The sequence below is a fragment of the Pseudarthrobacter sp. 01T43 genome (assembly GCF_056398665.1).
Window position 1 is genome coordinate 14,057 of sequence record NZ_JBFTPV010000019.1, and the last position, 24,181, is coordinate 38,237.

The following is a 24,181-nucleotide window of genomic DNA, read 5'->3' on the forward strand; positions in this document are numbered from 1 at the left end:
ACCATGACCCACGGCAGCCCTACCCGGTGTCGGTACCCCGGAGTAGGGTTCCGTCATGGACATCATCCTCGTACCTGGTTTCTGGTTGGACGCCTCATCGTGGGAGGAGGTGACGCCTGCCCTGGAAGCGGCGGGGCACACGACCCATCCCCTGACGCTGCCCGGCCTTGAATCTGTGGACGCACGGCGGGGCGGCATCACCCTGAAGGATCACATCGCCGCCGTCGTGAACGTTGTGGACGGCATCGACGGAATGGTGGTCCTGGTGGGCCACTCAGGTGGCGGCGCCGTCATCCATGGGGTAGCGGACGCGCGGCCGGACCGGGTTACCAGGAACATCTATGTGGACAGCGGACCACTCGGTGAGGGCGGCGTCATCAACAATGAACTACCGGCCGAGGGCGACGACGTCCCGCTGCCGCCGTGGGACGGCTTCGAGGACGCCGACCTGGTGGACCTCACGGACGAACTGCGGACCAAGTTCCGGGCGCGCGCCATCCCCGAGCCTAAGGGCGTGGCCTACGGCAAGCAGCGCCTGCACGACATCCGCCGGTACAACGTGCCCGCAACCGTCATTGCGTGCCAGTTCCCGTCGTCGCTCATCATTGAATGGATCGACGCCGGCCATCCCTTCACCGCGGAACTGGCCCGCATCCGCGACGTCGACTACGTGGATCTCCCCACCGGGCACTGGCCCCAGTTCACCAAGCCGGCTGAGCTTAGCCAGGCAATCCTGGCGGCGGTGGAGCGGACGGTGTGAGTGCGGGACGCAGCTAACAGGCTGAACTCCCGTAAACTCACGGGCGGGGCAGGCCGCCGAGCCGTGTCATGGCCGCCTCACCTGCAGCGTTTGCCGGCACGGTTCCGCACCACCTGAAAGGCCCACCCATGCCTGATGTCAGCGACCTCATTGACTTTGATTCCCTGCTCACCGCTGACGAGATTGCCCTCCGGGACACCGTGCGGGCCTTCGTGGACAGTGAGATCAAGCCCAACATCGCGGACTGGTACGAAAGGGCCGTCTTTCCCCTGGAGCTCGTGCCGGAACTGGCCAAGCTGGGCCTACTCGGCATGCACCTAAAAGGCTACGGCTGCGCCGGCCGCTCCGCCGTCGACTACGGCCTGGCAGGGGCCGAACTCGAAGCCGGTGACTCCGGACTGCGAACCTTCGTCTCGGTACAGGGCTCCCTGGCCATGAGTGCCATCCACAAACACGGCTCCGAAGAACAGAAACAGGAGTGGCTGCCGGCGATGGCCGCGGGTGAGGCGATCGGCTGCTTCGGCCTGACCGAACCCACTGCAGGATCCGATCCGGGCAGCATGACCACCTTCGCCCGCCGCGACGGCAGCGACTGGGTGCTCAACGGCGCCAAACGCTGGATCGGTCTGGCCTCCGTGGCCCAGGTGGCCATCATTTGGGCCCAGACCGACGGCGGCATCCGCGGCTTCGTGGTGCCCACGTCCACCCCGGGATTCAGCGCCACCCCCATCGAACCGAAGCTGTCCATGCGGGCATCCATCCAGTGCGATATTGAGCTGACTGACGTGCGCCTGCCCGAAAGCGCGGTGCTGCCGAACGTCGTCGGACTTAAGGGCCCGTTCTCCTGCCTAAACGAGGCACGCTACGGGATCATCTGGGGCGCCATGGGCGCGGCCCGTGACGCGTTCGAGGCCGCCCTGGACTACTCCAAGGGGCGCATGCAGTTCGACAAGCCGCTCGCCGGCTACCAGCTGACCCAGCAGAAGCTCGTGGATATGGCCCTGGAAATCAACAAGGGCTTCCTGCTCGCCCTGCACCTGGGCCGGCTCAAGGATGCCGGCCGCCTGCAGATCGAGCAGATCTCGGTGGGCAAACTTAACAACTGCCGCGAAGCCATCGCCATTTGCCGCGAGGCCCGCACCATCCTCGGCGGCAACGGCATCACCCTGGACTACTCACCGCTGCGGCACGCGAACAACCTCGAATCCGTCCGCACCTACGAGGGCACCGACGAAGTTCACACCCTTATCCTGGGCAACAAGCTCACCGGGGTTCCTGCGTTCCGCTGAATCAGCTCAGACGCGCAAAGGGCGTGGCCGGCGACATCCGCCGGCCACGCCCTTTCAGCTATGTTGCGTCAGTTCAGTTGCGTCAGTTCGCTGCCGCGCCGGCACCAACCTCGACCGCGCCGCCGGCGAGCCGGAGCCAGGTGTCCACCACGGTGTCAGGGTTCAGGGAGACGGAGTCGATGCCTTCCCCGACGAGCCACTCGGCGAAGTCCGCATGGTCGCTGGGGCCCTGACCGCAGATGCCGACGTACTTGCCGCGCTCCTTGCAGGCCTTGATGGCCATGCTCAGGAGCTTCTTGACGGCAGGATCCCGCTCATCGAAGCCGGCGGCCACAGTGGCCGAGTCCCGGTCCAGGCCCAGGGCCAGCTGGGTCATGTCGTTGGAGCCGATGGAGAATCCGTCGAAGTACTCCAGGAAGTTATCGGCGAGCAGCGCGTTGGACGGGATCTCGCACATCATGATGACCTCGAGGCCGTTCTCACCGCGCTTCAGGCCGTTCTCGGCGAGCAGTTCGATGACGCCGCGGGCCTCGTCGAGGGTCCGCACGAACGGGATCATCAGCTTGACGTTGGTCAGGCCCATCTCGTTGCGGACGAAGAACAGGGCTTCGCATTCGAGGTCGAAGCAGTCCCGGAAGGACGGGTCCAGGTACCGTGAGGCGCCGCGGAAGCCCAGCATCGGGTTCTCTTCGTGCGGCTCGTAAGCGGGTCCGCCGATGAGGTTGGCGTACTCGTTGGACTTGAAGTCGGACATGCGCACAATCACCGGGTGCGGCGCGAAAGCCGCGGCAATGGTAGCCACACCCTCAGCCAGGCGCTTGATGTAGTAGTCGCGCGGGCTGTCGTAAGCCGCGATGCGTTCGCGGATTTCCGCGGCCACGTCCGCCGGCTGCTCGTCCAGGTTCAGCAGTGCCTTGGGGTGGATGCCGATCTGGCGGTTGATGATGAATTCCAGCCGCGCCAGGCCCACGCCGTGGTTGGGCAGCTGCGCGAAGGTGAACGCCTGCTCCGGGGTGCCCACATTCATCATGACCTTGACCGGGGCCTCGGGCAGCTGGGTGACCTCGGTTTCCTCGACCGTGAAGTCCAGGAGCCCTTCGTAGATCAGGCCGGTTTCACCGTCGGCGCAGGTAACGGTCACCTCGAGGCCATCGGAGAGCGCCTGGGTGGCGTCCCCGGTGCCGACGACGGCGGGAATCCCCAGTTCGCGGGCGATGATGGCCGCGTGGCACGTGCGGCCGCCGCGGTTGGTGACGATGGCGGAGGCGCGCTTCATGATCGGTTCCCAGTCAGGATCGGTCATGTCGGCAACCAGGACGTCGCCGGTCTTGAAGGCAGCCATCTGGTCGATCGAGGTCAGGATGCGGACGCTGCCGGCACCGATGCGCTGGCCGATCGCGCGGCCTTCGGCGAGCACGCGGCTGGTCCCGTTGAGGCGGAAACGGCTCAGGCTGCCGGCGGGACGGCGGGACTGCACGGTTTCCGGGCGGGCCTGCAGGATATACAGGCCGCCGTCGATCCCGTCCTTGCCCCACTCGATGTCCATGGGACGGCCGTAGTGGTTTTCGATGGCGACGGCATGCCGGGCGAGCTGCTCGACGTCGTCGTCCGTGAGGCTGAAGCGGTTCCGCAGCGAAGCCTCAACCGGCACGAAGTCGATGGTGCGGCCGATCTCCCGGCTGTCCGTGTAGGTCATCTGGAGGGCCTTCTCGCCCAGTCCGCGCTTGAGGATGGCGGGACGGCCGGCCTGAAGTGCCGGCTTATACACGTAGAACTCGTCGGGGTTCACGGCGCCCTGGACCACAGCCTCACCGAGACCGTAGGAGGACGTGACGAACACGGCGTCCTGGAACCCGGATTCGGTGTCCATGGTGAACATCACGCCGGAAGCCCCGACGTCGGAGCGCACCATCCGCTGGACTCCCGCCGAGAGCGCAACATCGGCGTGCTCGAACTTGTGGTGCACGCGGTAGGCGATGGCGCGGTCGTTGTAGAGGGACGCGAAGACGTCCTTGATGGCGAGCAGGATGTTCTCGATGCCGCGGACGTTCAGGAAGGTTTCCTGCTGCCCGGCGAAGGATGCGTCGGGCAGGTCTTCCGCCGTCGCGCTGGAACGAACGGCCCAGGAAAGGTCTTCGGAGCCGCCGTGCTTGTCCACCAGCTGCTGGTAAGAGTTGCGGATCTGGGCTTCAAAATCAGGCAGGAAGGGCGTCTCGCGCATGAGCGTCCGGATTTCCTGGCCGGCCGCGGCCAGGGCAGTCACGTCATCGGTGTCCAGCCCGAGCATGCGGTCCGCGATCCGCTGGTCCAGCCCGGAGTCTGCGAGGAAGTTGCGGTAAGCGTCGGCGGTGGTGGCGAAGCCGTCCGGTATCTGGACGCCGGCGGACGTGAGGTTCTGCACCATCTCGCCGAGGGAGGCGTTTTTTCCGCCTACCCGGTCCAGGTCCTTGAGGCCGAGTTCTGAAAACCACAGGATGTCTGTAGTCATMGTTGCTGCTCCTTTGCAGATGATGGCATGCGGTGGTGCCGCCCCGCTCGCGGGCTGTAACCGGTCGGTGGGCGCGAATCCTGTCTACAGTGACAGGTCCGAGGCCGTCTTTCCAACATGATGTCTGCCACACTCAGTTTGTGAAAATTTTCCCTAGTGCTTGAGGTTCATGCGCTGCAGGATGGTGGCGGCCATTTCCTCTACCGACACCGAGGCCGAGTTCAGGTACGGAATCCGGTGCGAGACGTACAGCTGCTCAGCACTTCGCAGCTCAAAGCCGCACTGCCGCAGCGACGCATAGGATGAGCCGCGGCGCCGTTCGGTGCGGATCTGGCTCAGCCGAAGCGGGTTGGAGGACAGCCCGAAACACTTCTCAACAAAAGGCCGAAGCGGTTTGGGCAGGCCTTCGCGCTGGAAGTCCTCATCCACCAGCGGGAAGTTCGCTGCGAAGATGCCGTGCTGCAGCGCCAGGTACATCGTGGTGGGCGTTTTTCCGCAGCGGGAAGGTGCCACCAGGATGACCTGGGCCTTTTCCAGCGCCCGCAGACTCTGCCCGTCGTCGTGTTCCATGGCGTATTCGACGGCGGCCATCCGGGACTGGTACCGCTCCGCATTACCCAGGCCATGTGCCCTGCCGGGTACGGCACTTGCCGGGGAGCCGAGGGCCTGCTCCAACTGCCCCATGTGTGTTCCGATGAGGTCGACAACGATTCCCTGGCATGTGGCGAGGGTCTGCCGGATCTCGCTGCTGACGGCGGTGGAAAAAACGATGGGCCGCGGACCGGTGCCGATCAGCCCGTCGATGGTGCCCACCACAGACTTGGCCTGATCCACCGTAGTGATGAAGGGGACCGTGATGCGGTCAAAGTTGTTCGCCGGAAACTGCGTCAGCAGCGTATTGCCGAGCGTTTCGGCGGTGATGCCCGTGCTGTCCGAGAGGAAGTAGACAGGGCGGAGAGCGTCATTGGTCATGAACGCATTCTGCCCCACGGCGGCCCGGGTCCGGTATCCGGGCACCACCACTACGCCTTCCGGTGGATCGACTTGTAGCTCAGGTACGCGTTCAGGCCCTCAATCCCGTACTCGGTTCCGAGGCCGGAATCGTGCCGTCCGCCGAAGGGTGCGGCGTGGTTGGAGGCGAAGAAGTTCAGGCCCACGGAGCCGGTGTCCATGCGGTCCGCCACGGCGAGGGTGGCGTCAGGATCCGCACCGAACACCAGGCCGCCCAGGCCGAACTCGGTGTTGTTGGCAAGGGCCACTGCCTCGTCAACGCTGCCGCCGGCGTCGTCATATTTCAGGATGGTGATGACCGGCCCGAAGATCTCCTCGCGGGAGATCCGCATGTCCGGAGTGACGTCGGCGAACACCGTCGGCTCCACGAAGTAACCGTTCTCCAGTCCCCCGCCCAAGGACGCGGCACGGCCGCCGGTGGTCGCCCGGGCACCTTCAGCCAGGCCTGACTCCACGTACTCCAGCACGGTCCGGTACTGGGATTCCGTGGCGCAGGGGCCGAAAACCGTGTCAGTCTGCAGCGGGTCGCCCTGCTTCCCGGCGGCGATGGTGGCCGTGACCATGTCCACCACCTCGTCATAACGGCTCGCGGGGGCAAGGATCCGGGTGGAGATGTAGCAGGTCTGCCCGGTGTTGCGCATGGAGGACTTGATCAGGACCTCGGACATGGCGTCCAGGTCAGCGTCGGGCAGCACAATGGCGCTGGACTTTCCGCCCAGCTCCAACGTGACCGGACGCAGCAGCTCACCGCAGGCCGCGGCAATTTTCCGGCCCACCGGCGTCGAACCCGTGAACGCTACCTTGGCCACGTCCGGGTGCTTGACCAGCACATCCCCCAGCCTGCCGGAACCCGTCACCAGGTTCACGACGCCGGCGGGGACACCTGCCGCCGCGATCGCGTCGATGATCACGCGGATGGACAGCGGCGTGGGCGAGGCCGGCTTGATCACCACGGTGCAGCCTGCCAGCAGCGCAGGTGCCAGCTTGATGATCACCAGGTTGATGGGGAAGTTCCACGGCGCGATCAGTGCGCACACCCCCAGCGGCTCGCGCCGGACCACGGACTCGCCGCCGCCGCGTGGGAACGGGCGGACGTCTTCCCGTTCGAGGTACTCGGCGAGGGTGGCGAAGTAGCGGAAGATGCCGGCCGCGTTGGCCGCGGCACCGGCGGATTCGGCCACGGGTGAGCCGTTTTCCCGCGAGTTGGTCAGGGACAGCTCCTCGGCCCGTTTCTCCACTTCCACAGCGATCTTCAGGAGGTAAGCGGCGCGCTCGGACGGGGTCAACCGGGGCCACTCCCCCTGAAACGCATGCCGGGCGGAGCCGACGGCGGCGTCCACGTCTTCCGGAGTTCCGTCTGGTACGGAGCCCCAGACTTCGCCCGTGGCGGGGTCGGTCACCGGGTTCCGGCCGCTGCCCCGGGAAGGCTGCCAGGCGCCGTCTACAAAGATGGTGTCCACATGGGTGTGGGGCAGGGCAAGCGACGTGCGGGCGGCCAGTGCCGGAGCGTCATGGGTGGCGGAAGTCATCGGATCACCGCCGTCTTGAGCAGGGCGTTGGATCGGTTGAGGTCGGCTGTGGCCATGTCCACGGCGGCCTGGGTGATGAGCTCCGGGACAATTTCGATGGCCAGCCGGTCGGTGTAGGTGGCGGGGTCCATGCCGAACCAGGAGGAGGCCAGCGCAATCCCGGCCTGGTCGAACCGCCACAGCCGGTCGGCATCGCGCATCAGGGCGTCCTCCAGGGAGTGGGCCACCAAGCGTGTGTCGTGGCCGTCGATGATGTCGCAGATCCGCTCGACGAAGGCCGCCGAATAGCCCAGCCCGGGCAGCACCCGGCGCGCCACATGGCAGCCCTGCAGTTCATGCTCGTAGCGGATGGCAGCCTTGCGCCAATCCCCGGCAAACCCCTCCGAGATGATGCGGGATTCGTCAACATGCGCCCATCCGGTGTCGTGCAGCAGCGTGGCTACCCGCACGATTTCAGCGTCGGCAGCAGGGTAGGCCCGGCACAGGCGTTCGGCGTAGGCCAGGGAAATGGGCAGGTGAATGTCATTGCCGCGTGTGCGTGTTTCGTGCACCACGGCCTTCCACAACGCGTCCAGCTCCTCAAGGGCGGCAGGCGTGGTGCTGATGGGAGTGGTGTCAACCGGACCGGGTGCCGGGATGGGGCGCACGCCGTATTCGGCGGCGAACGCGTCGGCCAGCGTATCGGCAGCTTCCGTGGCGGTCGCGGCGTGATCGGGGCCCGCAGCGACCGGAGTCTTGGGGGTGCTCATAATGCTCCTTCGGGTGGGCCAACTTACTGTCTGAGTGCAGTTAGCTGTCCGTGGTGATGGTCTTGAGTTGCGTGGCGGGGTCCGCCGCGGCGTCCGCCGGGATGTTCTGGTCCTTGGCCAGCGCGTTCTTCACGGCCATGAAATCCAGCGGGGCATTGACGCAGTCCGCAGCGATGATCCTGCCCTGGCGGTAGTAGAGGACGCTGAACTTCCCGCGTTCCTCGTCGCGCCGGAGCACGGTCGCATCGAAGCCGTTGCAGAGGCCCGCGATCTGCAGCTTGAGGTCGGCCTGGTTCGACCAGAACCACGGGATACCGGCGTACTCCTCACGCCGGCCCGTGAGCGAGTACGCGGCCACCTTGGCATGCTCGATGGCGTTGTTGACGCTCTCCAACCGGATCCGTTCCCCCTGCTCCGAGCCGGGCACGGGGTTGGGCATGTTGGCCACGTCCCCCACGGCCACGGTGGTGCCGTCCGAGGCAAGCGCGAACCTGTCAACCACCACTCCGTTGTCCACGGCCAGGCCCAGCTGTTCGGCCAGCTGGGTATTGGGGATGACGCCGATGCCGATCAGCACGATCTGCGCCGGCAGCACCGTCCCGTCCTGGAGCTCGACGGCGGCGACTGACGTCTGTTCCTTGCCTGCGGCCGTGTCCGGGGCGAACCGCGCAGCACTCGTGTTGAGCCGGATGTCCAAACCGCGGGAGCGGTGCGCCTGCAGGAAGTACTCGGCAGTCTCCTCCCCCACAGCACGGCCAACCAGCCGCGGCCCGAACTCAAGAACGGTCACGTTTTTGCCCATTTTCTGCAGGCTGGACGCGGCCTCGAGGCCGATGAACCCGCCGCCGATCACCACCACGTCGGTGGCGTCGCCTACCCGGGCCTTGAGCGCCAGGGCGTCGTCGGCATTGCGGAGGTACAGCACGCCGTCGAGGTCCCCGCCGTCGATCTCCAGCTTGCGTGCGCGAGCACCCACAGTCAGGGCCAGCCGCTTGAAGGGGAACTCCCGGCCGGAGGACGCGTGCGCCACCCCGGATCCGTCCGCTTCCTTGTCGATCCGGACAATATACTCGCCCTTGACCAGTTCCACATTGTGCTCGGCCCAGTAGTCGTTGGAGCGGAAAATCAACGATTCGCTCTCCACTGTGCCCTGCAGGAACTCCTTGGACAGCGCCGGCCGCTGGTACGGCCGGTGGTCCTCGTCGCCCAGCAACGTGATGTGCTCGTCAAAGCCCAGGGCCCGGAGCGACACCGCGAGCTGGACGCCCGACTGGCTCGCGCCGATGATGAGAAGCCCGGTCCGGGTGGGGACGGTGGCGGCGCTTGTGGTGATGCTGACCGGCTGTTCCGCTGCTTGGGTGCCCACGGCTACACCTGGGTTTCCGGGGTGGTGACGAACAGTTCGTTCCCGTCCGTCAGGCGCAGCTGGCAGGACAGCCGGGAGTTGTCCTCGCGGTCCACTGCGGTGCCGTAGAGCATCTMGTCCTCCATGTCCTCCATCGGCGGAAGCTGCGAAAAGCAGTCCTCCCGGACAAAGACGTGGCAGGTGGCGCAGGACAGCGAGCCGCCGCACTCTGCCACGATGCCGGGAACGCCGTTGCGCACCGCGGTTTCCATGACCGAGTCGCCCACGTTGCCCTCGACGTCGCGGACGGCGCCTTCTGCATCGGTGAAGTGAACCGTTGGCATGGGTCCTCCTTTGAATTGAAGTTGATTGAGGTGGAGTGGATGGTCAGCCGGGCAGTCAGATGAACTGCCGGCCGCCGTCCACCACCATGGTCTGGCCCGTGTAGTACGAGCTGTCGGGTCCGGCGAGGAAGAGCGCGGCTCCCACGATGTCCTCCGGCTGGCTGGCCCGCTTGATGGCACCGCGGTCCACGCCGTAGTTTTCGGCGTTTTCCATCAGTCCGTAACTGGCCTCGGTGAGGGTGAAGCCGGGGGCGATCGCGTTGACCGTGATCCCCCGCCGGCCCAGTTCCTTCGCCATGACCCGGGTCATGGCCACTACGCCGCCCTTGGAGGCGACGTAGTGCAGCCACTGCTCCGAGCCGCTGAAGATCGTGGCACTGGAGAGGTTGATGACGCGCCCGCCCTCCGGCAGGTACGGACTCGCGGCGCGGGTCATCAGCCAGGGGCCCTTGAGGTTCACGTTCATCACCAGGTCCCATTCGGCCGGATCAATATCCTCGAACGGGGTGCGCGTCACCGTTGCGTACACCGCGGCGTTGTTAATTACGACGTCGATGCTTCCGTTTCCGAAGTCCGCGCAGCTTTTTGCGAGGTCCTCCGTGGAGTCCACACTGGTCACGTCCGCCGCGAACGCAGCGGCTTCGGCACCGAGCTCGCGGACCAGTTTGGCCGTTTGCTCCGCACCCTCGATGTTGATGTCGGCCACCGCCACGCGGTACCCCCGGCCGGCGAAGCCGAGCGCGAACGCCCGGCCCAGCCCGCCGGCGGCACCGGTGATCAGGACGGTCCGGTTTGTGACCGCGTCCATGCCTCCAGCCGCATATTCTTCACTAGGCATATTGAGCTCAGACATGGCTGTGGCTGTGGGCGCCGGGGCCGGTCACTACTAGGTCCTCCTCGGCGTCGAGGATCTGGACAGTTCCTTTCGTTCCGTCAACGCGCAGCCGCTGGCCGGTCTTGATGGTGGTCGATGCCGAACCGGTTCCGGTCACGGCGGGCAGTCCGTACTCGCGGCAGACGATTGCCGCGTGGCTCATCATGCCGCCGATGTCCGTGACGGTGGCCTTGATCTTGCCAAAGATCGGCCCCCAGGACGGTGCCGTCACGGTAGCCACCAGGATCTCGCCCTGCTGGATCTCGGAGAGCTGGTCGGCATCGGTGATCACGCGGGCCAGGCCTTCCACCACGCCGGGGGATGCGGCCATCCCGCGCAGTCCGCCGCCCTCCACTTCTTCGCCGGCGCCCAGCCACTGCTGGACCTGCTCGGTGGTGATGCCCCAGAGCATCCGGGTGAATGGTTCGGTGATGATTTCCGGCGGGGTGTTCAGGGCCGGGGCGGGGCGGGCGGTCTTGAGCGCGTCCACGATGCCGCGGCGACGCTCGATTTCCTCCGGCCAGTAGTCCGGGCCGATGGGCTTGGCACCCACGCCCCAGCCGGTGACCAGGTCAAAGAGTGCGTCGCGGACCTCGTTGCGGCCCAGGTAGAGCAGATCGTCCGGTTCGGTCCAGAAGCCCTCGGCCTGCATCATGCGGGACAGCTCGCGGATCTTGCGCCAGAAGACGCCCATGGTCCAGTGCTCGATGTAGAAGTTGTGGTTCTCCACGTACGGGTAGGCGGTGGCGGCGAGACCGCGCTTGGCATCGAAGAGCGCCTGGTTGTCACCTTCGAGCAGGTCGCGGTATTCCTCAATGATGCGGTCGCGTTCAGCGATGAGGGCCTCGACGGGGCGCATGATTTCCTGGCCTTCGTCCACGCGGCGGATGTAGTCCGCGATGTAGCCGAGCGGGATTTCCTGGTGTTCGTTCCAGTACTTGTCGTGGCCGTAGAAGCCGTTGCCCACGGTGAAGTTGAACCACGGGTCCTTGGCACCCTCGTACTGTGCCATCCACTGATCCCCGCCGGGAGCCGAAGCGATGGCACCCAGGGTGGCATCGACGTCGTCCGTGTTCCCGAAGTGGGCCTGCAGCCCAAGCTCGACGGCCAGCTTGGCGAGCCCCTTGAGCTCGTCGTCCGGGCGGAAGAGTTCCATGTCCACGCCCTGCACCATGGTGGCTATGGACTGGTCAGGAACATTGGGGAAGACCTGCTTGCAGAAGTTGAAGAAGTCCAGGTAGGCGATGTAGCCCAGGTTCAGGAATTCGAAGTGGTACTGCCAGTTCTGGTAGGCGAGCTGGATGAGGCGGTCGTAGCTTTCCAGCAGCTTCTCAGACCCGTCCTTGCCCTTGCCCGACGTGATGTCCTCCATCGGGACCATATCCGGGAGCTTGGGAAAGGAGATGGTCTCCATCTCGTCGATGGTGCCCTTGACCTTGACGTGCCAGTCCTTCAGCAGCTGCTCCCAGTTCTGGAAATAGTGGCCCACACGCTGCTCGAACAGCGGCACGCGGGCGGCGATCTGATCCTCCGGCACCGGGATGGGCGACATGTAGAGGTAGCCCAGATGGATGCGGAACTCGATGCCATTGGCGTTGGGGATCATCAGGTGCCGGGCGTTGTACTGGCCCAGGCACTTGACCGCAAACTCGCCGCCGATGGTCTCAAAGGGCTTAAAAACGGTGGGCCAATGCTGGCTGTCACAGAACCAGAACTTGGCGTCCTCCTGCTCCTTGAGTTTGTCCTGGAAGACCAGATAATACGGGTAGATCTTTTCCCAGCCCTCGGCGCCGGCGGGGACCGTGAGCTCGGAGGGTTTGGGGAAGGACTTCAGGGACATGGCGGTCCTTTCAAAAGGGCTCAACGGTGAGCCTTGGTTGGGAAAGCGGGCTGACAGGGATTTCGGGGAGCTAAACGGCCTGCTTGGGAACGGTGGCACTAAAGCCGCTGAAGTAGCCGCCGGAGACAACGGGCTGCGAGGCGGTCTGGGTGGGTTTGGAGGAGTGGACGGTCTCCGGGCGGGACTGGAGAAGCAGCAGGTTTTCACCGTCGGGCAGGTCCGCGTCGAGGGCCCATTCGATGTCCTGCGGGCACTTGTAGTGCTTCTCGGCCCGCTTGGCCATCTGGGCGACGGCGGTGAGTTCCGCATCGGTGAGGCTGCGGCGGCCGCGGCGTTCGGCGTCGACCTCGCGTTCCACGAGGCGCTTGGCGCCCTTATCCGGTACGAGTTCAGCGTGCTTGTCGCCGAGGTGTTCGTTCACGACGGCGAGCGTGACCTTGTCCAGCTTGATGTTGTCCGGCGTGACCTGGCCGGACACCACCATCTCGCCTACCCCGTAGGAGGAGTCAACGGTGATCTTGGAGCGGTCGCCGTTGGTGGGGTCCATGGTGATGGCGACGCCGGAGACGCGGGCGTTGACCATCTTCTGGACCACGACGGCCATGGAGAGGCCCTCGTTGGGGATGCTGTTCTTGAGCCGGTAGATGATGGCCCGGGAGGTGAACAGCGATGCCCAGCACTGACGGATGTGCTCGGTCACGGCCTTGACGCCTTCAAGCCAAAGGTAAGTGTCCTGCTGGCCGGCGAAGGAGGCATCCGGCAGGTCCTCCGCCGTGGCGCTGGACCTTACCGCGACCGGGACGGGTGCGTCGAAGCGGTTCATCAAGGACTCAAAAGCGCTGATGGTGAGTTCGCGCATGGCCTGCGGCACCGGCCGGGAGCAGATGTCCTCGCGGATGGTTGCCGACACCTTGTCCACCTGGACCGTATCCTCGGGATCGAGGCCGGCCAGGAGCCGGTGGATCTCCTCGGTGATTCCGGCTTCGTGCATAAATGCATCGAACTGCGCCGTGGTGACCACAAAGCCGGGCGGGACGGGCATGCCGGCGGAGGTCATGGTGACCAGAGATGCGCCCTTGCCGCCGAGATTTTCAAGGGTCGGTTCGATGCCGCCATCGAAGAACTGGACGTATTCATTGCTCTGCATGGTGGTTAGGCCTTCCAACTGACAGGAACGGTCTCGGGAACACGGAAGGAGAGGTTTTCGCGGAAGGCGATGGCCTCCGGATCTTCCAGCTGGAGCTCCGGGGCGAGCCGGGCCACTTCCTCGAGGGCGATTTTGGCCTGGAGCTTGGCGAGCATGTTGCCCAGGCAGTAGTGGATTCCGAAGCCGAAGGAGAGGTGCTCGCGGGCGTTGGGGCGGGTGATGTCGAAGTCCTCGCCGGCTTCGAACTTGCTTTCGTCGCGGTTGGCCGACCCCATCAGGAGCAGCAGCTGGGAGCCTTCCTCGATGGCAACGCCGCCCACTTCGGTGTCCTTCAGGGCCTTCCGGCGCCAGCCGACGATGGAGCCGGCGTAGCGGAGGACCTCGTCGATGGCGGCGGGGATCTTCTTTGGATCCGCCACCAACTGCTGCCACTGCTCGGGACGTGCCAGCAGTTCGCGCAGGGCGTTGGAAATAAGCGTGGTGGTGGTTTCATGGCCGGCGAAGAGCAGGCTGTAGAGGACGGACGCGATCTCATGGTCCGAGATTTCTGCTCCTTCATGCTGCGCTTTGACCAGGTCTCCGGTGAGGTTGTCGCCGCCCTGTTCGTGGGCAACGCGGACCAGACGCAGGCATTCCTGCCAGTACTCCACGAGGTTGTGGGCGTGCGGGATCTGTTCCTCGTCACTCAGGTCACCCCAGGTCATGGCGGCCCGGGAATCGGACCACCGCTTGAAGGTGTCCACCTGGGAGACGTCCGCGCCGATGAGGGTCAGGATGGTGATGGTGGGGACGTCGTAGGCGAGGTCTTTGACGAGGTCGCCGCGGCGTTCGGGGCGGGCCAGCATCGTTTCGATGAGGGCCACCACGTTTTGCCGGATGAAGGGCTCCAGCGCCTTGTAGCGGCGGGGGGTGAAGGCCTTCTGGACCACGGCGCGGATCCGGGTGTGCTCCGGCGGGCGGCGGGCGGACAGGCCAGAGTAGGCGGTGAAACCGCCGTCCTCCATGATCTTCTTCGCGGCGGCCCCGCGTTCCCGGACCGGGGCCTGGGCGTTTTCGCTAGAGAAGGTTTCCCAGTCCTCGAAGACGGCCTTGATGTCGTCATAGCGGGAAACAACATAGAGCCCTACACGCTCGTCGAACATGACGGGCTGTTCGGTCCGGAGCTCAGCGTAGGCAGTGAAGGGATTCTTCATCTGGAAGGGCTCGTAGCCGTGGTGCCCGGCTGGGGCTTCCGCGCCGTGGCCGAAGGGACAGCGGCCGGCCGTTTCTGTCGACGATGACATCTTGACTCCTGGTGATTTGGTTCCGCCGGGCACTTGGTGGGGTGGCAGGCTTCTTAGGCTCCAGTGTGGTCCACATCACCGGCGATTGGGTAGGCCCTACTTCCACTGGATGGAAGTGAACTGTTTGTTGGGCTGCAGGGCTCGGAGCGGCCCCCCGCATGTTGACGGCAATGAAATGGCTGCTCAGAGGCTGCTTGCCCCGACCGGTCGGAATCGGATGGGGACAACGGACACGCCGTCAGGTTGGCGTCGCCTTCATCAGCCTCCCGCTCATCGCGGCCAACTTGCCTCAGCCGCATACGGGCACCCGAAAAATTTATGCAGCCTACTTAGTGTTTTGCCATTTCCAGTAGCCCAATTGTGAAATATGGTGATACCCACCACGCGATACCGAGTGGTGCTTAGGCCGGGTCAGCCCCTGACCAAGCGAAACGAAGGAGAGTTCCATGTTGCTTTGGATAGCCATCATCATTGCAGTCCTCTGGCTTGTGGGCCTGCTCGCCAATATCGGCGGCGGGCTTATTCACATACTTTTGGTTATCGCAGTGGTTGTCCTGATCTTCCATTTCGTTCGTGGCAGGTCCCGCGCCTGACTACAAGCAGGCCCCAACAGAACCTCCCACCCGTTCCCGGATTCGCCGTAACGTGATCGGTATGGATAACCGAGCAGAGGTACGGCAGTTCCTGTCCTCCCGCCGCGCGCGCATCACCCCGGAACAGGCAGGCCTCGAACCGTACGGCGGCCGGCGCCGCGTGCCCGGACTGCGGCGGGAAGAAGTTGCCCGCCTGGCCGGCGTAAGCGTCGAGTACTACACGCGCCTGGAACGCGGAAACCTGGCCGGAGTCTCGGACAGCGTCCTCGATGCAATCGCCCGCGCACTCGAACTGGACCGGGCGGAGCACGATCACCTCTATGACCTGGCACGCACGGCCACCACCTCAGGCCGCAAGCGCAGTCCTGCAAACGCCACAGCACAAGGTGTGCGCCCCGTGCTGCAGCACCTGCTGGACGCCATCACCGGCGCACCGGCGTTCATCGGAAACAACCGGCTGGACATCGTGGCCGCCAACACTTTGGGTTACGCCCTGTACTCGGACATGTACCGCGGTCCGGCACGGCCGGCAAACCACTCGCGGTTCATCTTCCTGGACCCGCGTTCGCATAACTTCTATACCGACTGGAACAGCGCGGCCAGCGCCAACGTGGCCATCCTCCGCCGCGAAGCAGGCCGCAATCCGCACGACAAAGGCATTGCCGAACTCGTTGGCGAACTCTCGATGCGCAGCGACGACTTCCGCACCCGATGGGCAGCGCACAACGTCCGGCGGCACTACTCCGGCACAAAGCTGTTCCAGCACCCGGTGGTGGGGCTCCTCGAACTGGACTACCAGGTCCTGGAACTGGATGAGGACCCCGGCCACACCCTGACGGTTTACCCTGCCGTCCCGGGCAGCCCTGCAGAGGAAGCCCTCAAGCTCCTCGCTTCCTGGGCCGCAACGGAAAGCCTCGCGCAGACCGCGCAGACGCCTGCCCGGCGCCTCTAGGGGTCCACACCGCACGCCGGCAAAATTCCGAGGGAGGCCCTGCCAGTACCCCTCAAGGCAGAGACTCCCTCAGATCTGCGCGATGCGCTTTGATGGAATAGTGCCCGCATGGCGCCACCCGCCGCAAGGCCCAGAAACTCAGCAGCTCCATCCCAAAGCTGCCTGTTCGCTGTTAAATAGGAGAAATATTGCTTATCGCTAACGCCTACGCCGCCCCGTCCGCCGACGGAGACCTCGTCCCCACCACCATCGAGCGCCGCGACGTCGGCCCGCACGATGTTCTGATCGAGATCAAGTTCGCCGGCATCTGCCACTCGGACATCCACACCGTCCGCGGCGACTGGGGCCCGCAGCAGTACCCGCTGGTCCCCGGCCACGAGATCGCCGGCATCGTCACCGAGGTCGGCAGCGCCGTCACCAAGCATTCCGTCGGCGATCGTGTCGGCGTCGGCTGCATGGTCAACTCCTGCGGCGAATGCGTCAACTGCAAGAAGGGTGAGGAGCAGTACTGCCTCAAGGGCAACACCGGCACGTACGGCGCCGTGGACCGCAACGGCACCATCACCCAGGGCGGTTATTCCACCCACGTCGTCGTCACCGAAGACTTCGTGCTCACCATCCCCGAGGGCATCGAGCTCGACGTCGCCGCTCCCCTTTTGTGCGCGGGCATCACCACGTATTCCCCCTTGCGGCACTGGGGCGCGGGTCCCGGGAAGAATGTTGCCGTCGTCGGCCTCGGCGGACTCGGCCACATGGCCGTCAAGCTCGCCCATGCGATGGGCGCCGAGGTCACCGTCCTCTCGCAGTCGCTGAAGAAGCAGGAAGACGGCCTGAAGATGGGCGCGGACCACTACTACGCCACCAGCGACGAAACCACCTTCACGGATCTTGCCGGCAGCTTCGACCTGATCATCAACACCGTCAGCGCCTCCATCGACATCAGCTCCTACCTGCAGCTGCTGTCCCTCGACGGCGCCCTGGTCAACGTCGGCGCACCGGCCGAGCCGCTCCCCGTGAACGCGTTCGCCCTCATCGGCGGCCGCCGCTCCTTCGCCGGTTCCATGATTGGCGGCATCCGCGAGACCCAGGAAATGCTCGACTTCTGCGCCGAGCACAACCTCGGCGCTGAGATCGAGGTCATCCCCGCCGGGAAGATCAACGACGCCTACGAGCGCGTCCTCGCTTCGGATGTCCGCTACCGCTTCGTGATCGACACGTCGACGCTCTAAAGCGCACGCGGCCGACAGGAAGCTAAGCGGCCGTGATCCGGACCGGCAGGGACTCGAACCCGCGGAGCACGTTGTGCAGGATCGGCACCGGTGCACCGTCCGGCTCGATGGTGGCTACCCGCTGGAGCAGCTGCTGCAGCACGATTTCCATTTCGAGCCGGGCGATGGGCTGCCCCACGCACTGGTGCAGGCCCATGCCAAACGCGACGTGGCCCGACGCATTGCGGTTGAGATCGAACTCATCGGCGTTCTCTCCCCACTTGCGCGGGTCACGGTTCGCGGCCCCGAGGAACACCAGGACCTTGGCGCCGGCGGGCAGATGCACCCCGCCCAGAACGGTGTCCATGGCCACGGTCCGGTGGAACTTTTGGAACGGTGATTCCAGGCGCAGCGCCTCATCCACGGCAAATTTCGCCATTTTCGGGTTGTCCCGCAGCTGGGCCCAGGCCTCCGGGTATCGGGCCAGCACCGAGAGTGTGTTCCCGATGCCGAAGATCGTGGTGTCCACTCCCGCGGACAGCAAGGCGCGGACCAGCAGCGTGGCCTGTTGCTCGGTGATCAGGCCGTCCTCCACGCGCTTCCAGATCTGGGCGCCAAAGCCGACGTCGTCCAGGTTTTCGCGCTGGCAGTTCCGCATCACCGCGGCAGCGTGCTCATCGCCTTGGGCGAAAGCCTGCTTGAAGATGTAGTTTTCCGGGCCGAACGCGTTGAACACCATGTTGCCGTAGGGCAGCAAATGTTCACGGCCGACGTCGGGAATCCCCACCGCGTCCGGGAAGACACGCAGGGGGTACTTTTCGGCGAGGTCCGTGATGGCGTCGAAGGTCCCCCGTTGCGCCAACTGCTCCGTCAGCTCCACGGCGGGCGGCGTGAACGGCTCGCGGAGGGCGCGGACTGTACTGGGATTGATCACGCCGGTCAGCGCCCGGCGCATCACGGTGTGGATGGGCGGATCCGATTCCAGGATGCTGGGCGGACGCCAGCCCGAATCCTTCCGGATGTCCCGCGGGCCCAGCCCGCCGGAGGAGATGTAGGTTTCGAAATCCGTCAGGACCTCATAGACCTCCTGATACCCGGCTACGGCGTAACTGCCGGTGCTCTCCAAATAAGAGACGGCGCCGGCATCGCGGAGCCGTCCCAGGAACGGGTACGGGTCCAGGAGGTTCGCCGTGTCGAACGGATCCTCGCCCAATACGTTGGCTTCATGGGTGGTAGCGGTCATGGGAAACACTCCTGGGAACGAAAACTTGGCGGGATGGAAGTGGTGGCTATAGATCCAGGACGAGGCGCGGGCAACCGGCAGCGGCGCGGGAAACGCACACCAGCATCACCTCGCCGGCTTCACGGTCCTCTTCCGACAGCACAGCGTCGCGGTGCTCCGGCTCACCCGAAATGATCTGGGTTTCGCAGGTGCCGCACAATCCGCCGCGGCAGGAGGACAGGACGCGTACGCCCACTTCCTCCACGGCTTCGAGGATGGTCTTGTCGTTGGGCACGGTCACGGTGGTCCCGGTCCGGGCCAGCTCCACCTCGAACGGGGCGTTGGCCGCGGCGGCACCTAGTGAGGAGGCCACGAAACGTTCGGTGTGCAGGGCGCCCGGAGGCCAGCCCATGCAGCGTTCCTCCACCGCGCCGAGCAGCCCGCCGGGGCCGCACGCGTAGACCAGCATGTGTGCCCGCGGCATGCCGAGGATCTGATCCAGGTCCAGGCGGCCAACCTCGTCCTCCGCGATGATGCGGACACGGTCCGGGCCGTACCGATCCTCCAGTTGCTGTGCAAAAGCCATGGTGTTCCGGCTCCGGCCGCCATAGATAAGGGTCCATTCCTTGCCGCCAGCCTCGGCCGCCTCAAGCATCGGAATCAGCGGCGTGATGCCGATGCCGCCCGCGATGAAGAGGTAGCGCCGCGATTCACGCATGGGGAAGTTGTTGCGTGGCTCGGAGATGGTCAGTGGCGTCCCGGAAAGCAGGGCGTGCACTGCCTTTGATCCGCCGCGGGAATCCGGCACATGCAGCACACCAATCCGCAGGTGGTCCAGCTCATCCGGCGAGGAACACAGGGAGTACTGGCGAACCAGGCCATCGCCGACATGGACATCGATGTGTGCGCCCGGCTGCCAGGGCTGGAACGGCTGGCCGTCGGCCCTCCTCAGCACCAGGGAGACCACCTGGTCCGCCGCGATGTCCACCTGGTCGACGACGGCGTCGATGGTGGCTCCTGCAGATGCACTCATGGGGCTCTTCACTTCCTTTGGAACGGCGTGCCCGCAAAGCAGGCTTCGGCCGGAGATCTGGCCGCTTTGAGGTCTTACTTGAGGTTAGGTGTTCCACGCCACAGGCGGTGCGCTGCTTTCCATCCAACGGAAAGACTGGCCTGCCGCGGGCGGGAGCGTCAGAACTATTGCGGCAGGTGCTCCACACCCAGCCGCCGTGCAATTCCCCGCGCAGCGATGTTGAGCACGGGAACCACACTGCCTACCGGCGCCGGGCGGCCGCGGGTGACGATTCCCAGCGCGGCCACGACCTGCTTGTTCGGCAGAAATACCGGGACCGCCAGGCCGTAGTTGTCCGGTCCAGCCTCTTCTTCCGTGGTGGCGTAGCCATTGGCCCGGACCCGTTCAATCTCGGCGGCCAGCAGTCCGGGGTTCGTGATGGTGCGGGGCGTGTGCGGCTCCAGCCGCTGGACAGCGGAGGAAAACAGGTCCTTGGCCCCGTGGGCGAGCATGATTTTACCCGCGGCACTTGCGTGCAGCGGCAGGCGTGCGCCCACGCGCCTGAACGGCTGGCCCGCGCCGGTGCCGGACATGCGCTCCACCAGCAGGACCTCTTCCCCGTCCAGAATGAACAGGTTCACCACGTTGTGGGTGACGAAAAGGACGTCCTGCATAAAGGGAGCCGCCACCTCGGCGATATTCTGCTGCGCGGGGGCCAGCAGGCCCAGCCGCCAGATGCGCTGGCCGACGCGATATTCGGCGTTCACCTTTTCCAGGCCGCCCCACGCCACCAGCTCACCGGCCAGGCGGTGCGCGGTGGCCACCGGCAGCCCTGCCCGCCGGGCCATGGCGCTGAGGCTTTGGACCGAGTGCTCGGCATCGAAGGTGCCCAGCAACGCGAGGGCGCGTGAGGTGACGCTGGCCGCCGGGTTGGTGGCAGCACCGCCGGGCGGGGCCGGAAGCTTGGGCGCGGCCGCCGTCGTAACCGGGCGTCGGGTGGTCCGGCCTGCCGGGGCAGCGTTTGCCATGGGTCACCCTTCTGAGTGCTGGAGAGCGCTGTACGTGGCGCAGCGCTGCATCCTGCTATTTTAGGCCCGACGCAGGCGCCCCCTTATGCGAAAGGCGAGGCACCGGCGTCGTACATTAATGCATCCGCCGTGTGACGGCGGCGTTCAGCCGGCCACAGCGGCGAGCCCCGAGCCGCGGTATGCACCCAGGCCGCCATCCACGCGGATATCCGAACCGTTCACCCAACCCGATTCGGGGCGGAGCAGGAAGTCGATGACAGGGGCGATGTCGTCCGGGTCGCCGAAGCGGCCCAGCAGGGCGCCGGCGCCCTCCACCTTGTCGCGGCCATGGTCTTTTTTGAAGTCCTCGAGGATGGGGGTCGCCACGGGCCCCGGGCTGACGCTGTTGACGCGGATCCGCTGCGGCAGCAGCTCGGCGGCCAGATGCTCGGTGAGGAACCGGACGCACTGCTTGGAGAAGAGGTAGGACTCGCCGGTGATCTCCTCGTCGCCGGCAACGGACTCCAGGGCGGCAGCCTCATCATCCGCGAGCGCGAAAGCGGAACACTTCGCCTTGGCCTCCCGCCAGTTCACGGCAACGCTGGAGGCGAGATTCACCACCGCGGAACCCTCGCCAAGCAGGGGTGCAAGCGCCCGGACCAGCCCGCGGACCCCGAAGACGTTGACGGCCAGCACAGTCCGCCAAGGTGCGGTGCCGGGGACTCCGGCGATGTTCGCCAGACCCCCGATGCCGATTGGCGCTGCGGCCGCGACGGCTTCAGCAGCGGCGGTAATGCCCGCCTGGCTGGAAAGATCCGCCTGCACAAACGTGCCGCTGAACTCCGTTGGCGCGTTACGGTCAATGCCGATCAACGGCACCCCGCGGCTGGCGAGGATCCGGGCCGTCCGGGCCCCGATTCCGGAGGAAACCCCGGTGAGTACGATGGGCAGTTGCTCCTGGGACATGCAGACTCCTCGATAGTGCGTGACGTGCTTCACTCAATAGTGGCAAGCGGGCGCCAGTCCCTGGCGCGCGCTTTCCGTTGGATGGAAAGACCGCACACGGATGTGACCGGTGCCATGACACTGGGATGAGAATTCCCTCCCGGCCGAAAGGACAAACCATGACGGCAGCCCAGTACGAGGTCCACGACCCGGCCACCCTCGAACTAGTTGGATACGCTCCGGAAAACACAGCAGAGGACGTTGAGCTGGCGGTTGCGGCGGCCCGCGAAGCCTCATCCGGCTGGTCCGCGGACCGGGAAGTGCGCCGCAGCGCCCTCCGGGCAGGCGCCGCACTGATCCGCCGCGACCTTGAGGCGCTGGCCACGCTGCTCTCCCGGGAACAGGGAAAGCCCAAGGCGGACGCCGCCGGTGAGTTCTCCGTGGCAGCCAACCTTTTCGAATACTATGCGGACCTCGACTGGGACGAGGCCCAGCACCTCACCCCGCGGGCCGACCGCAGCCTGGAGGTCCAGTACCGGCCCGTGGGAATCGTCGGCACCATCACCCCGTGGAATTTCCCCATTTCCCTGCTCTGCGTCAAGCTTGCCCCCGCCCTGGTGGCTGGCTGCACCGTGATCGCCAAGCCCTCGCCGTCCACGCCCCTGTCCACCATCGCCCTGGTTAACCTGCTCAACGAGGTCCTCCCGGCCGGCGTCCTGCAGGCCCGCACCAGTTCACGGCGGACAGTAAACGTTGCCCTGAGCACCTCGCCCGGCATCCGCAAGATCTCCTTCACCGGTTCCACGGAGGTGGGCATCTCCATCGCCCAGCAGGCTGCTTCCACCGTCAAGCGCGTCACCATGGAACTCGGCGGAAACGATCCTGCCATCGTCCTGGACGACGCCGACATCTCCGTCACCGCCCGCGGTATTGTGGGCAGCGCCTTCCGCAACGCCGGCCAGGTCTGCATGGCGGTAAAGCGTGTGTACGTCCCGCGCAGCCGCAGCGCTGAACTGGCTGAGGCCATCGCCGCCGAGGCCGCCCGCCATGTGCTGGGCCACGGGATCGCTGACGGTACCACCATGGGCCCGATGCACAACGAGTCCCAGCTCAAACTCGTCCGCGGCCTGGTCGATTCCGCCGTGGGCGCCGGCGCCCGCATCCTTACCGGCGGCACCCACGGCTGCGACCTGCCCGGCTACTTCCTCTCCCCCACCGTGGTGATCGACGCCGAGCCGGGCATGGACCTGGTTGAACAGGAACAGTTCGGCGCCGCCCTACCCATCGTGGCCTACGACAACCTCGACGAGACCATCGCCGGGCTGAACGCCGGTGAATTCGGGCTGGGTGCCTCCGTGTGGAGCCCCGACCAGGAACGGGCCTACGCCATCGCCTCACGCATTGAGGCCGGAACCGTCTGGGTCAACCAGCACACACTGGTGGAACCGGACGCGCCGTTCGGCGGCTGGAAGGCTTCCGGCGTCGGCCGCGAGCGAGGCCGCTGGGGACTCGAGGAATACCTGGAAACCCGCGTCATCAATGGCCGCCCCCACTCCTGACCCCACAATTCTGCAGAAGGACTTCCTGTGAGCGTCGAACTGATTACTCTTGGCACCGCCGCCGGCCCGGCCATCCGCGGACCGGAAAACGGCATCTCCAGCGCGCTGGTTGTAGGGGACGCCTTCTACATGGTGGACTTTGGCCTGGGCTGCTCCCGCGCGGCCCATGAAGCCGGGCTACGGGGCAAGGACTTCGTAGCGGGCTTTGTCACCCACCTGCACTCGGACCACGTTGTGGAACTTCCCGGGTTCCTGCTGTGGAACTGGGGTAATCCGGTGGAAGGCTTCACCGGGCCCGTCTCCATTGTTGGTCCGGGCAAGGATGCCACCCGCGCCGGCGGCAGCGGCCTCTCGGGCACCGGCGAGTTGGTGTCCCACTCCCTGCAGGCCTTCTCCTACGACATCGATATCCGGGTGCATGACGAGGCCCGCCCGAACCTGGCCTCCCTCGTGCGCACCGTCGATCTGGCCACGCCCGCGCACAGGTCCGCGGAGGCGGCCCGTCCCTTTGACGTCTACGAGGATGACAGGGTCAAGGTCACCGGCATCCTGGTGGAGCACCCGCCCGTCCGGCCCGCGTTGGCTTTCCGCTTCGAGACCGACGCCGGCTCCGTGGTGTTCTCCGGTGACACGGCCGAATGCGACGCCATGGTGGTGCTCGCCCAGGGTGCGGACGTCCTGGTGCATGAAGCCGTCAATCTGGATTTCTATGCGGACAAGGGTTTCGCACCGGAATTCCTGAACCACCAGCGGATCGCCCACACCGCACCGGAAGGGGCCGGCCGGGTTGCCGCCGCCGCTGGCGTGGGCCGCCTGGTCCTCTCCCACCTTGCCGGGCGCGCCGAGCCGCAGTGGTGGAGCGGCCGTGCCTCCTCAACCTTCGACGGCCCGGTCCACGTAGCCGTCAGCGGCCAGCGCTTCCGCATCGACAGCCCCGTCCTGGCCCCCGCCTAAGACGAAACCGACCCAAAGGAACCGCCCCTCACCTGAAGCAAGGATCAGTTTTGGCATTGCCGTCGCACAC

The 24,181-nt window shown here is 65.7% G+C and carries 21 protein-coding genes; 7 read left to right on the plus strand and 14 right to left on the minus strand.

All coding sequences use genetic code 11. The annotated features are described in order from the left end of the window. Nucleotides 1-55 precede the first annotated feature (55 nt). Nucleotides 56-760 (plus strand): alpha/beta fold hydrolase, encoded by a 705-nt coding sequence (locus tag AC1DIM_RS15290; RefSeq protein ID WP_477711350.1) that lies wholly within the window; start codon nt 56-58, stop codon nt 758-760. A 128-nt stretch (nt 761-888) separates the two neighbouring features. After that, entirely contained in the window at nt 889-2,049 is a 1,161-nt protein-coding gene (locus AC1DIM_RS15295; protein ID WP_477711351.1) for an acyl-CoA dehydrogenase family protein, read from the plus strand. A gap of 82 nt (nt 2,050-2,131) precedes the next feature. Here AC1DIM_RS15295 and ppsA read toward each other — a convergent pair whose 3' ends face one another. The 10 genes from ppsA to AC1DIM_RS15345 form a co-directional block, all read right to left on the minus strand. Further along, nucleotides 2,132-4,537 (minus strand): phosphoenolpyruvate synthase, encoded by a 2,406-nt coding sequence (ppsA, locus tag AC1DIM_RS15300; protein WP_477711352.1) that lies wholly within the window; start codon nt 4,535-4,537, stop codon nt 2,132-2,134. Nucleotides 4,538-4,690: 153 nt separating this feature from the next. Next, nucleotides 4,691-5,509, minus strand: coding sequence for a pyruvate, water dikinase regulatory protein (locus AC1DIM_RS15305; RefSeq protein ID WP_477711353.1), 819 nt, complete (start codon nt 5,507-5,509; stop codon nt 4,691-4,693). Between the two features lie 50 nt (nt 5,510-5,559). Next, the gene (locus tag AC1DIM_RS15310) at nt 5,560-7,077 is read right to left on the minus strand and encodes an aldehyde dehydrogenase family protein (protein ID WP_477711354.1); all 1,518 of its coding nucleotides are present in this window, start codon (nt 7,075-7,077) and stop codon (nt 5,560-5,562) included. Further along, nucleotides 7,074-7,826: an HD domain-containing protein gene (locus AC1DIM_RS15315; protein WP_477711355.1), complete on the minus strand. Its 753-nt coding sequence runs from the start codon at nt 7,824-7,826 to the stop codon at nt 7,074-7,076. Before AC1DIM_RS15315 ends, AC1DIM_RS15310 begins: the two co-directional genes overlap by 4 nt. Before the next feature lie 40 nt (nt 7,827-7,866). Continuing rightward, nucleotides 7,867-9,192, minus strand: a complete 1,326-nt coding sequence (locus AC1DIM_RS15320) for an NAD(P)/FAD-dependent oxidoreductase (protein ID WP_477711356.1) — start codon at nt 9,190-9,192, stop codon at nt 7,867-7,869. Between the two features lie 2 nt (nt 9,193-9,194). Next, entirely contained in the window at nt 9,195-9,515 is a 321-nt protein-coding gene (locus AC1DIM_RS15325) for a 2Fe-2S iron-sulfur cluster-binding protein (protein WP_477711357.1), read from the minus strand. A gap of 55 nt (nt 9,516-9,570) precedes the next feature. After that, nucleotides 9,571-10,323 carry an SDR family NAD(P)-dependent oxidoreductase gene (locus tag AC1DIM_RS15330; protein WP_477711358.1) on the minus strand — a complete coding sequence of 251 codons (753 nt, stop codon included), beginning with the start codon at nt 10,321-10,323 and terminating at the stop codon, nt 9,571-9,573. Nucleotides 10,324-10,360: 37 nt separating this feature from the next. Continuing rightward, complete coding sequence (locus AC1DIM_RS15335) at nt 10,361-12,229, minus strand: PEP-utilizing enzyme (protein WP_477711359.1); 1,869 nt, start codon at nt 12,227-12,229, stop codon at nt 10,361-10,363. A 70-nt stretch (nt 12,230-12,299) separates the two neighbouring features. Next, the gene (locus AC1DIM_RS15340; protein ID WP_477711360.1) at nt 12,300-13,376 is read right to left on the minus strand and encodes a PEP/pyruvate-binding domain-containing protein; all 1,077 of its coding nucleotides are present in this window, start codon (nt 13,374-13,376) and stop codon (nt 12,300-12,302) included. A gap of 5 nt (nt 13,377-13,381) precedes the next feature. Beyond that, on the minus strand, nt 13,382-14,659 hold the full coding sequence (locus AC1DIM_RS15345) for a cytochrome P450 (RefSeq protein ID WP_477711361.1): 1,278 nt from the start codon (nt 14,657-14,659) through the stop codon (nt 13,382-13,384). A 446-nt stretch (nt 14,660-15,105) separates the two neighbouring features. Between AC1DIM_RS15345 and AC1DIM_RS15350 the strand changes: the two genes are divergently transcribed. The 3 genes from AC1DIM_RS15350 to AC1DIM_RS15360 all read left to right on the plus strand — a co-directional run bounded on the left by AC1DIM_RS15350 (nt 15,106) and on the right by AC1DIM_RS15360 (nt 17,433). Then, complete coding sequence (locus AC1DIM_RS15350; protein WP_477711362.1) at nt 15,106-15,252, plus strand: lmo0937 family membrane protein; 147 nt, start codon at nt 15,106-15,108, stop codon at nt 15,250-15,252. Nucleotides 15,253-15,313: 61 nt separating this feature from the next. Further along, nucleotides 15,314-16,204, plus strand: a complete 891-nt coding sequence (locus AC1DIM_RS15355; protein WP_477711363.1) for a helix-turn-helix transcriptional regulator — start codon at nt 15,314-15,316, stop codon at nt 16,202-16,204. 188 nt (nt 16,205-16,392) lie between these two features. Continuing rightward, nucleotides 16,393-17,433: an NAD(P)-dependent alcohol dehydrogenase gene (locus tag AC1DIM_RS15360; protein WP_477711364.1), complete on the plus strand. Its 1,041-nt coding sequence runs from the start codon at nt 16,393-16,395 to the stop codon at nt 17,431-17,433. 22 nt (nt 17,434-17,455) lie between these two features. Here AC1DIM_RS15360 and AC1DIM_RS15365 read toward each other — a convergent pair whose 3' ends face one another. From AC1DIM_RS15365 to AC1DIM_RS15380, 4 genes are all read right to left on the minus strand, one after another. After that, nucleotides 17,456-18,655 (minus strand): cytochrome P450, encoded by a 1,200-nt coding sequence (locus tag AC1DIM_RS15365; protein ID WP_477711365.1) that lies wholly within the window; start codon nt 18,653-18,655, stop codon nt 17,456-17,458. 46 nt (nt 18,656-18,701) lie between these two features. After that, nucleotides 18,702-19,667 carry a PDR/VanB family oxidoreductase gene (locus tag AC1DIM_RS15370; protein WP_477711366.1) on the minus strand — a complete coding sequence of 322 codons (966 nt, stop codon included), beginning with the start codon at nt 19,665-19,667 and terminating at the stop codon, nt 18,702-18,704. 164 nt (nt 19,668-19,831) lie between these two features. Continuing rightward, a complete protein-coding gene (locus AC1DIM_RS15375) occupies nt 19,832-20,674 on the minus strand; it encodes an IclR family transcriptional regulator (protein WP_477711367.1) in 843 nt (280 codons plus the stop codon). 144 nt (nt 20,675-20,818) lie between these two features. Then, the gene (locus AC1DIM_RS15380) at nt 20,819-21,619 is read right to left on the minus strand and encodes an SDR family oxidoreductase (protein WP_477711368.1); all 801 of its coding nucleotides are present in this window, start codon (nt 21,617-21,619) and stop codon (nt 20,819-20,821) included. A 158-nt stretch (nt 21,620-21,777) separates the two neighbouring features. Here AC1DIM_RS15380 and AC1DIM_RS15385 point away from each other — a divergent pair, with 158 nt between their 5' ends. Then, the gene (locus AC1DIM_RS15385) at nt 21,778-23,157 is read left to right on the plus strand and encodes an aldehyde dehydrogenase family protein (RefSeq protein ID WP_477711369.1); all 1,380 of its coding nucleotides are present in this window, start codon (nt 21,778-21,780) and stop codon (nt 23,155-23,157) included. A gap of 27 nt (nt 23,158-23,184) precedes the next feature. Then, nucleotides 23,185-24,111, plus strand: a complete 927-nt coding sequence (locus tag AC1DIM_RS15390; protein ID WP_477711370.1) for an MBL fold metallo-hydrolase — start codon at nt 23,185-23,187, stop codon at nt 24,109-24,111. Nucleotides 24,112-24,181 lie beyond the last annotated feature (70 nt).

What these genes read in the sequence shown, in the direction of transcription:
- AC1DIM_RS15290 (WP_477711350.1), top strand. Translation starts at nt 56, where the DNA reads ATGGACATCATCCTCGTACCTGGTTTCTGGTTGGACGCCTCATCGTGG.
- AC1DIM_RS15295 (WP_477711351.1), top strand. Translation starts at nt 889, where the DNA reads ATGCCTGATGTCAGCGACCTCATTGACTTTGATTCCCTGCTCACCGCT.
- ppsA (WP_477711352.1), bottom strand. Translation starts at nt 4,537, where the DNA reads ATGACTACAGACATCCTGTGGTTTTCAGAACTCGGCCTCAAGGACCTG.
- AC1DIM_RS15305 (WP_477711353.1), bottom strand. Translation starts at nt 5,509, where the DNA reads ATGACCAATGACGCTCTCCGCCCTGTCTACTTCCTCTCGGACAGCACG.
- AC1DIM_RS15310 (WP_477711354.1), bottom strand. Translation starts at nt 7,077, where the DNA reads ATGACTTCCGCCACCCATGACGCTCCGGCACTGGCCGCCCGCACGTCG.
- AC1DIM_RS15315 (WP_477711355.1), bottom strand. Translation starts at nt 7,826, where the DNA reads ATGAGCACCCCCAAGACTCCGGTCGCTGCGGGCCCCGATCACGCCGCG.
- AC1DIM_RS15330 (WP_477711358.1), bottom strand. Translation starts at nt 10,323, where the DNA reads ATGGACGCGGTCACAAACCGGACCGTCCTGATCACCGGTGCCGCCGGC.
- AC1DIM_RS15335 (WP_477711359.1), bottom strand. Translation starts at nt 12,229, where the DNA reads ATGTCCCTGAAGTCCTTCCCCAAACCCTCCGAGCTCACGGTCCCCGCC.
- AC1DIM_RS15340 (WP_477711360.1), bottom strand. Translation starts at nt 13,376, where the DNA reads ATGCAGAGCAATGAATACGTCCAGTTCTTCGATGGCGGCATCGAACCG.
- AC1DIM_RS15345 (WP_477711361.1), bottom strand. Translation starts at nt 14,659, where the DNA reads ATGTCATCGTCGACAGAAACGGCCGGCCGCTGTCCCTTCGGCCACGGC.
- AC1DIM_RS15350 (WP_477711362.1), top strand. Translation starts at nt 15,106, where the DNA reads ATGTTGCTTTGGATAGCCATCATCATTGCAGTCCTCTGGCTTGTGGGC.
- AC1DIM_RS15355 (WP_477711363.1), top strand. Translation starts at nt 15,314, where the DNA reads ATGGATAACCGAGCAGAGGTACGGCAGTTCCTGTCCTCCCGCCGCGCG.
- AC1DIM_RS15365 (WP_477711365.1), bottom strand. Translation starts at nt 18,655, where the DNA reads ATGACCGCTACCACCCATGAAGCCAACGTATTGGGCGAGGATCCGTTC.
- AC1DIM_RS15370 (WP_477711366.1), bottom strand. Translation starts at nt 19,667, where the DNA reads ATGAGTGCATCTGCAGGAGCCACCATCGACGCCGTCGTCGACCAGGTG.
- AC1DIM_RS15375 (WP_477711367.1), bottom strand. Translation starts at nt 20,674, where the DNA reads ATGGCAAACGCTGCCCCGGCAGGCCGGACCACCCGACGCCCGGTTACG.
- AC1DIM_RS15380 (WP_477711368.1), bottom strand. Translation starts at nt 21,619, where the DNA reads ATGTCCCAGGAGCAACTGCCCATCGTACTCACCGGGGTTTCCTCCGGA.
- AC1DIM_RS15385 (WP_477711369.1), top strand. Translation starts at nt 21,778, where the DNA reads ATGACGGCAGCCCAGTACGAGGTCCACGACCCGGCCACCCTCGAACTA.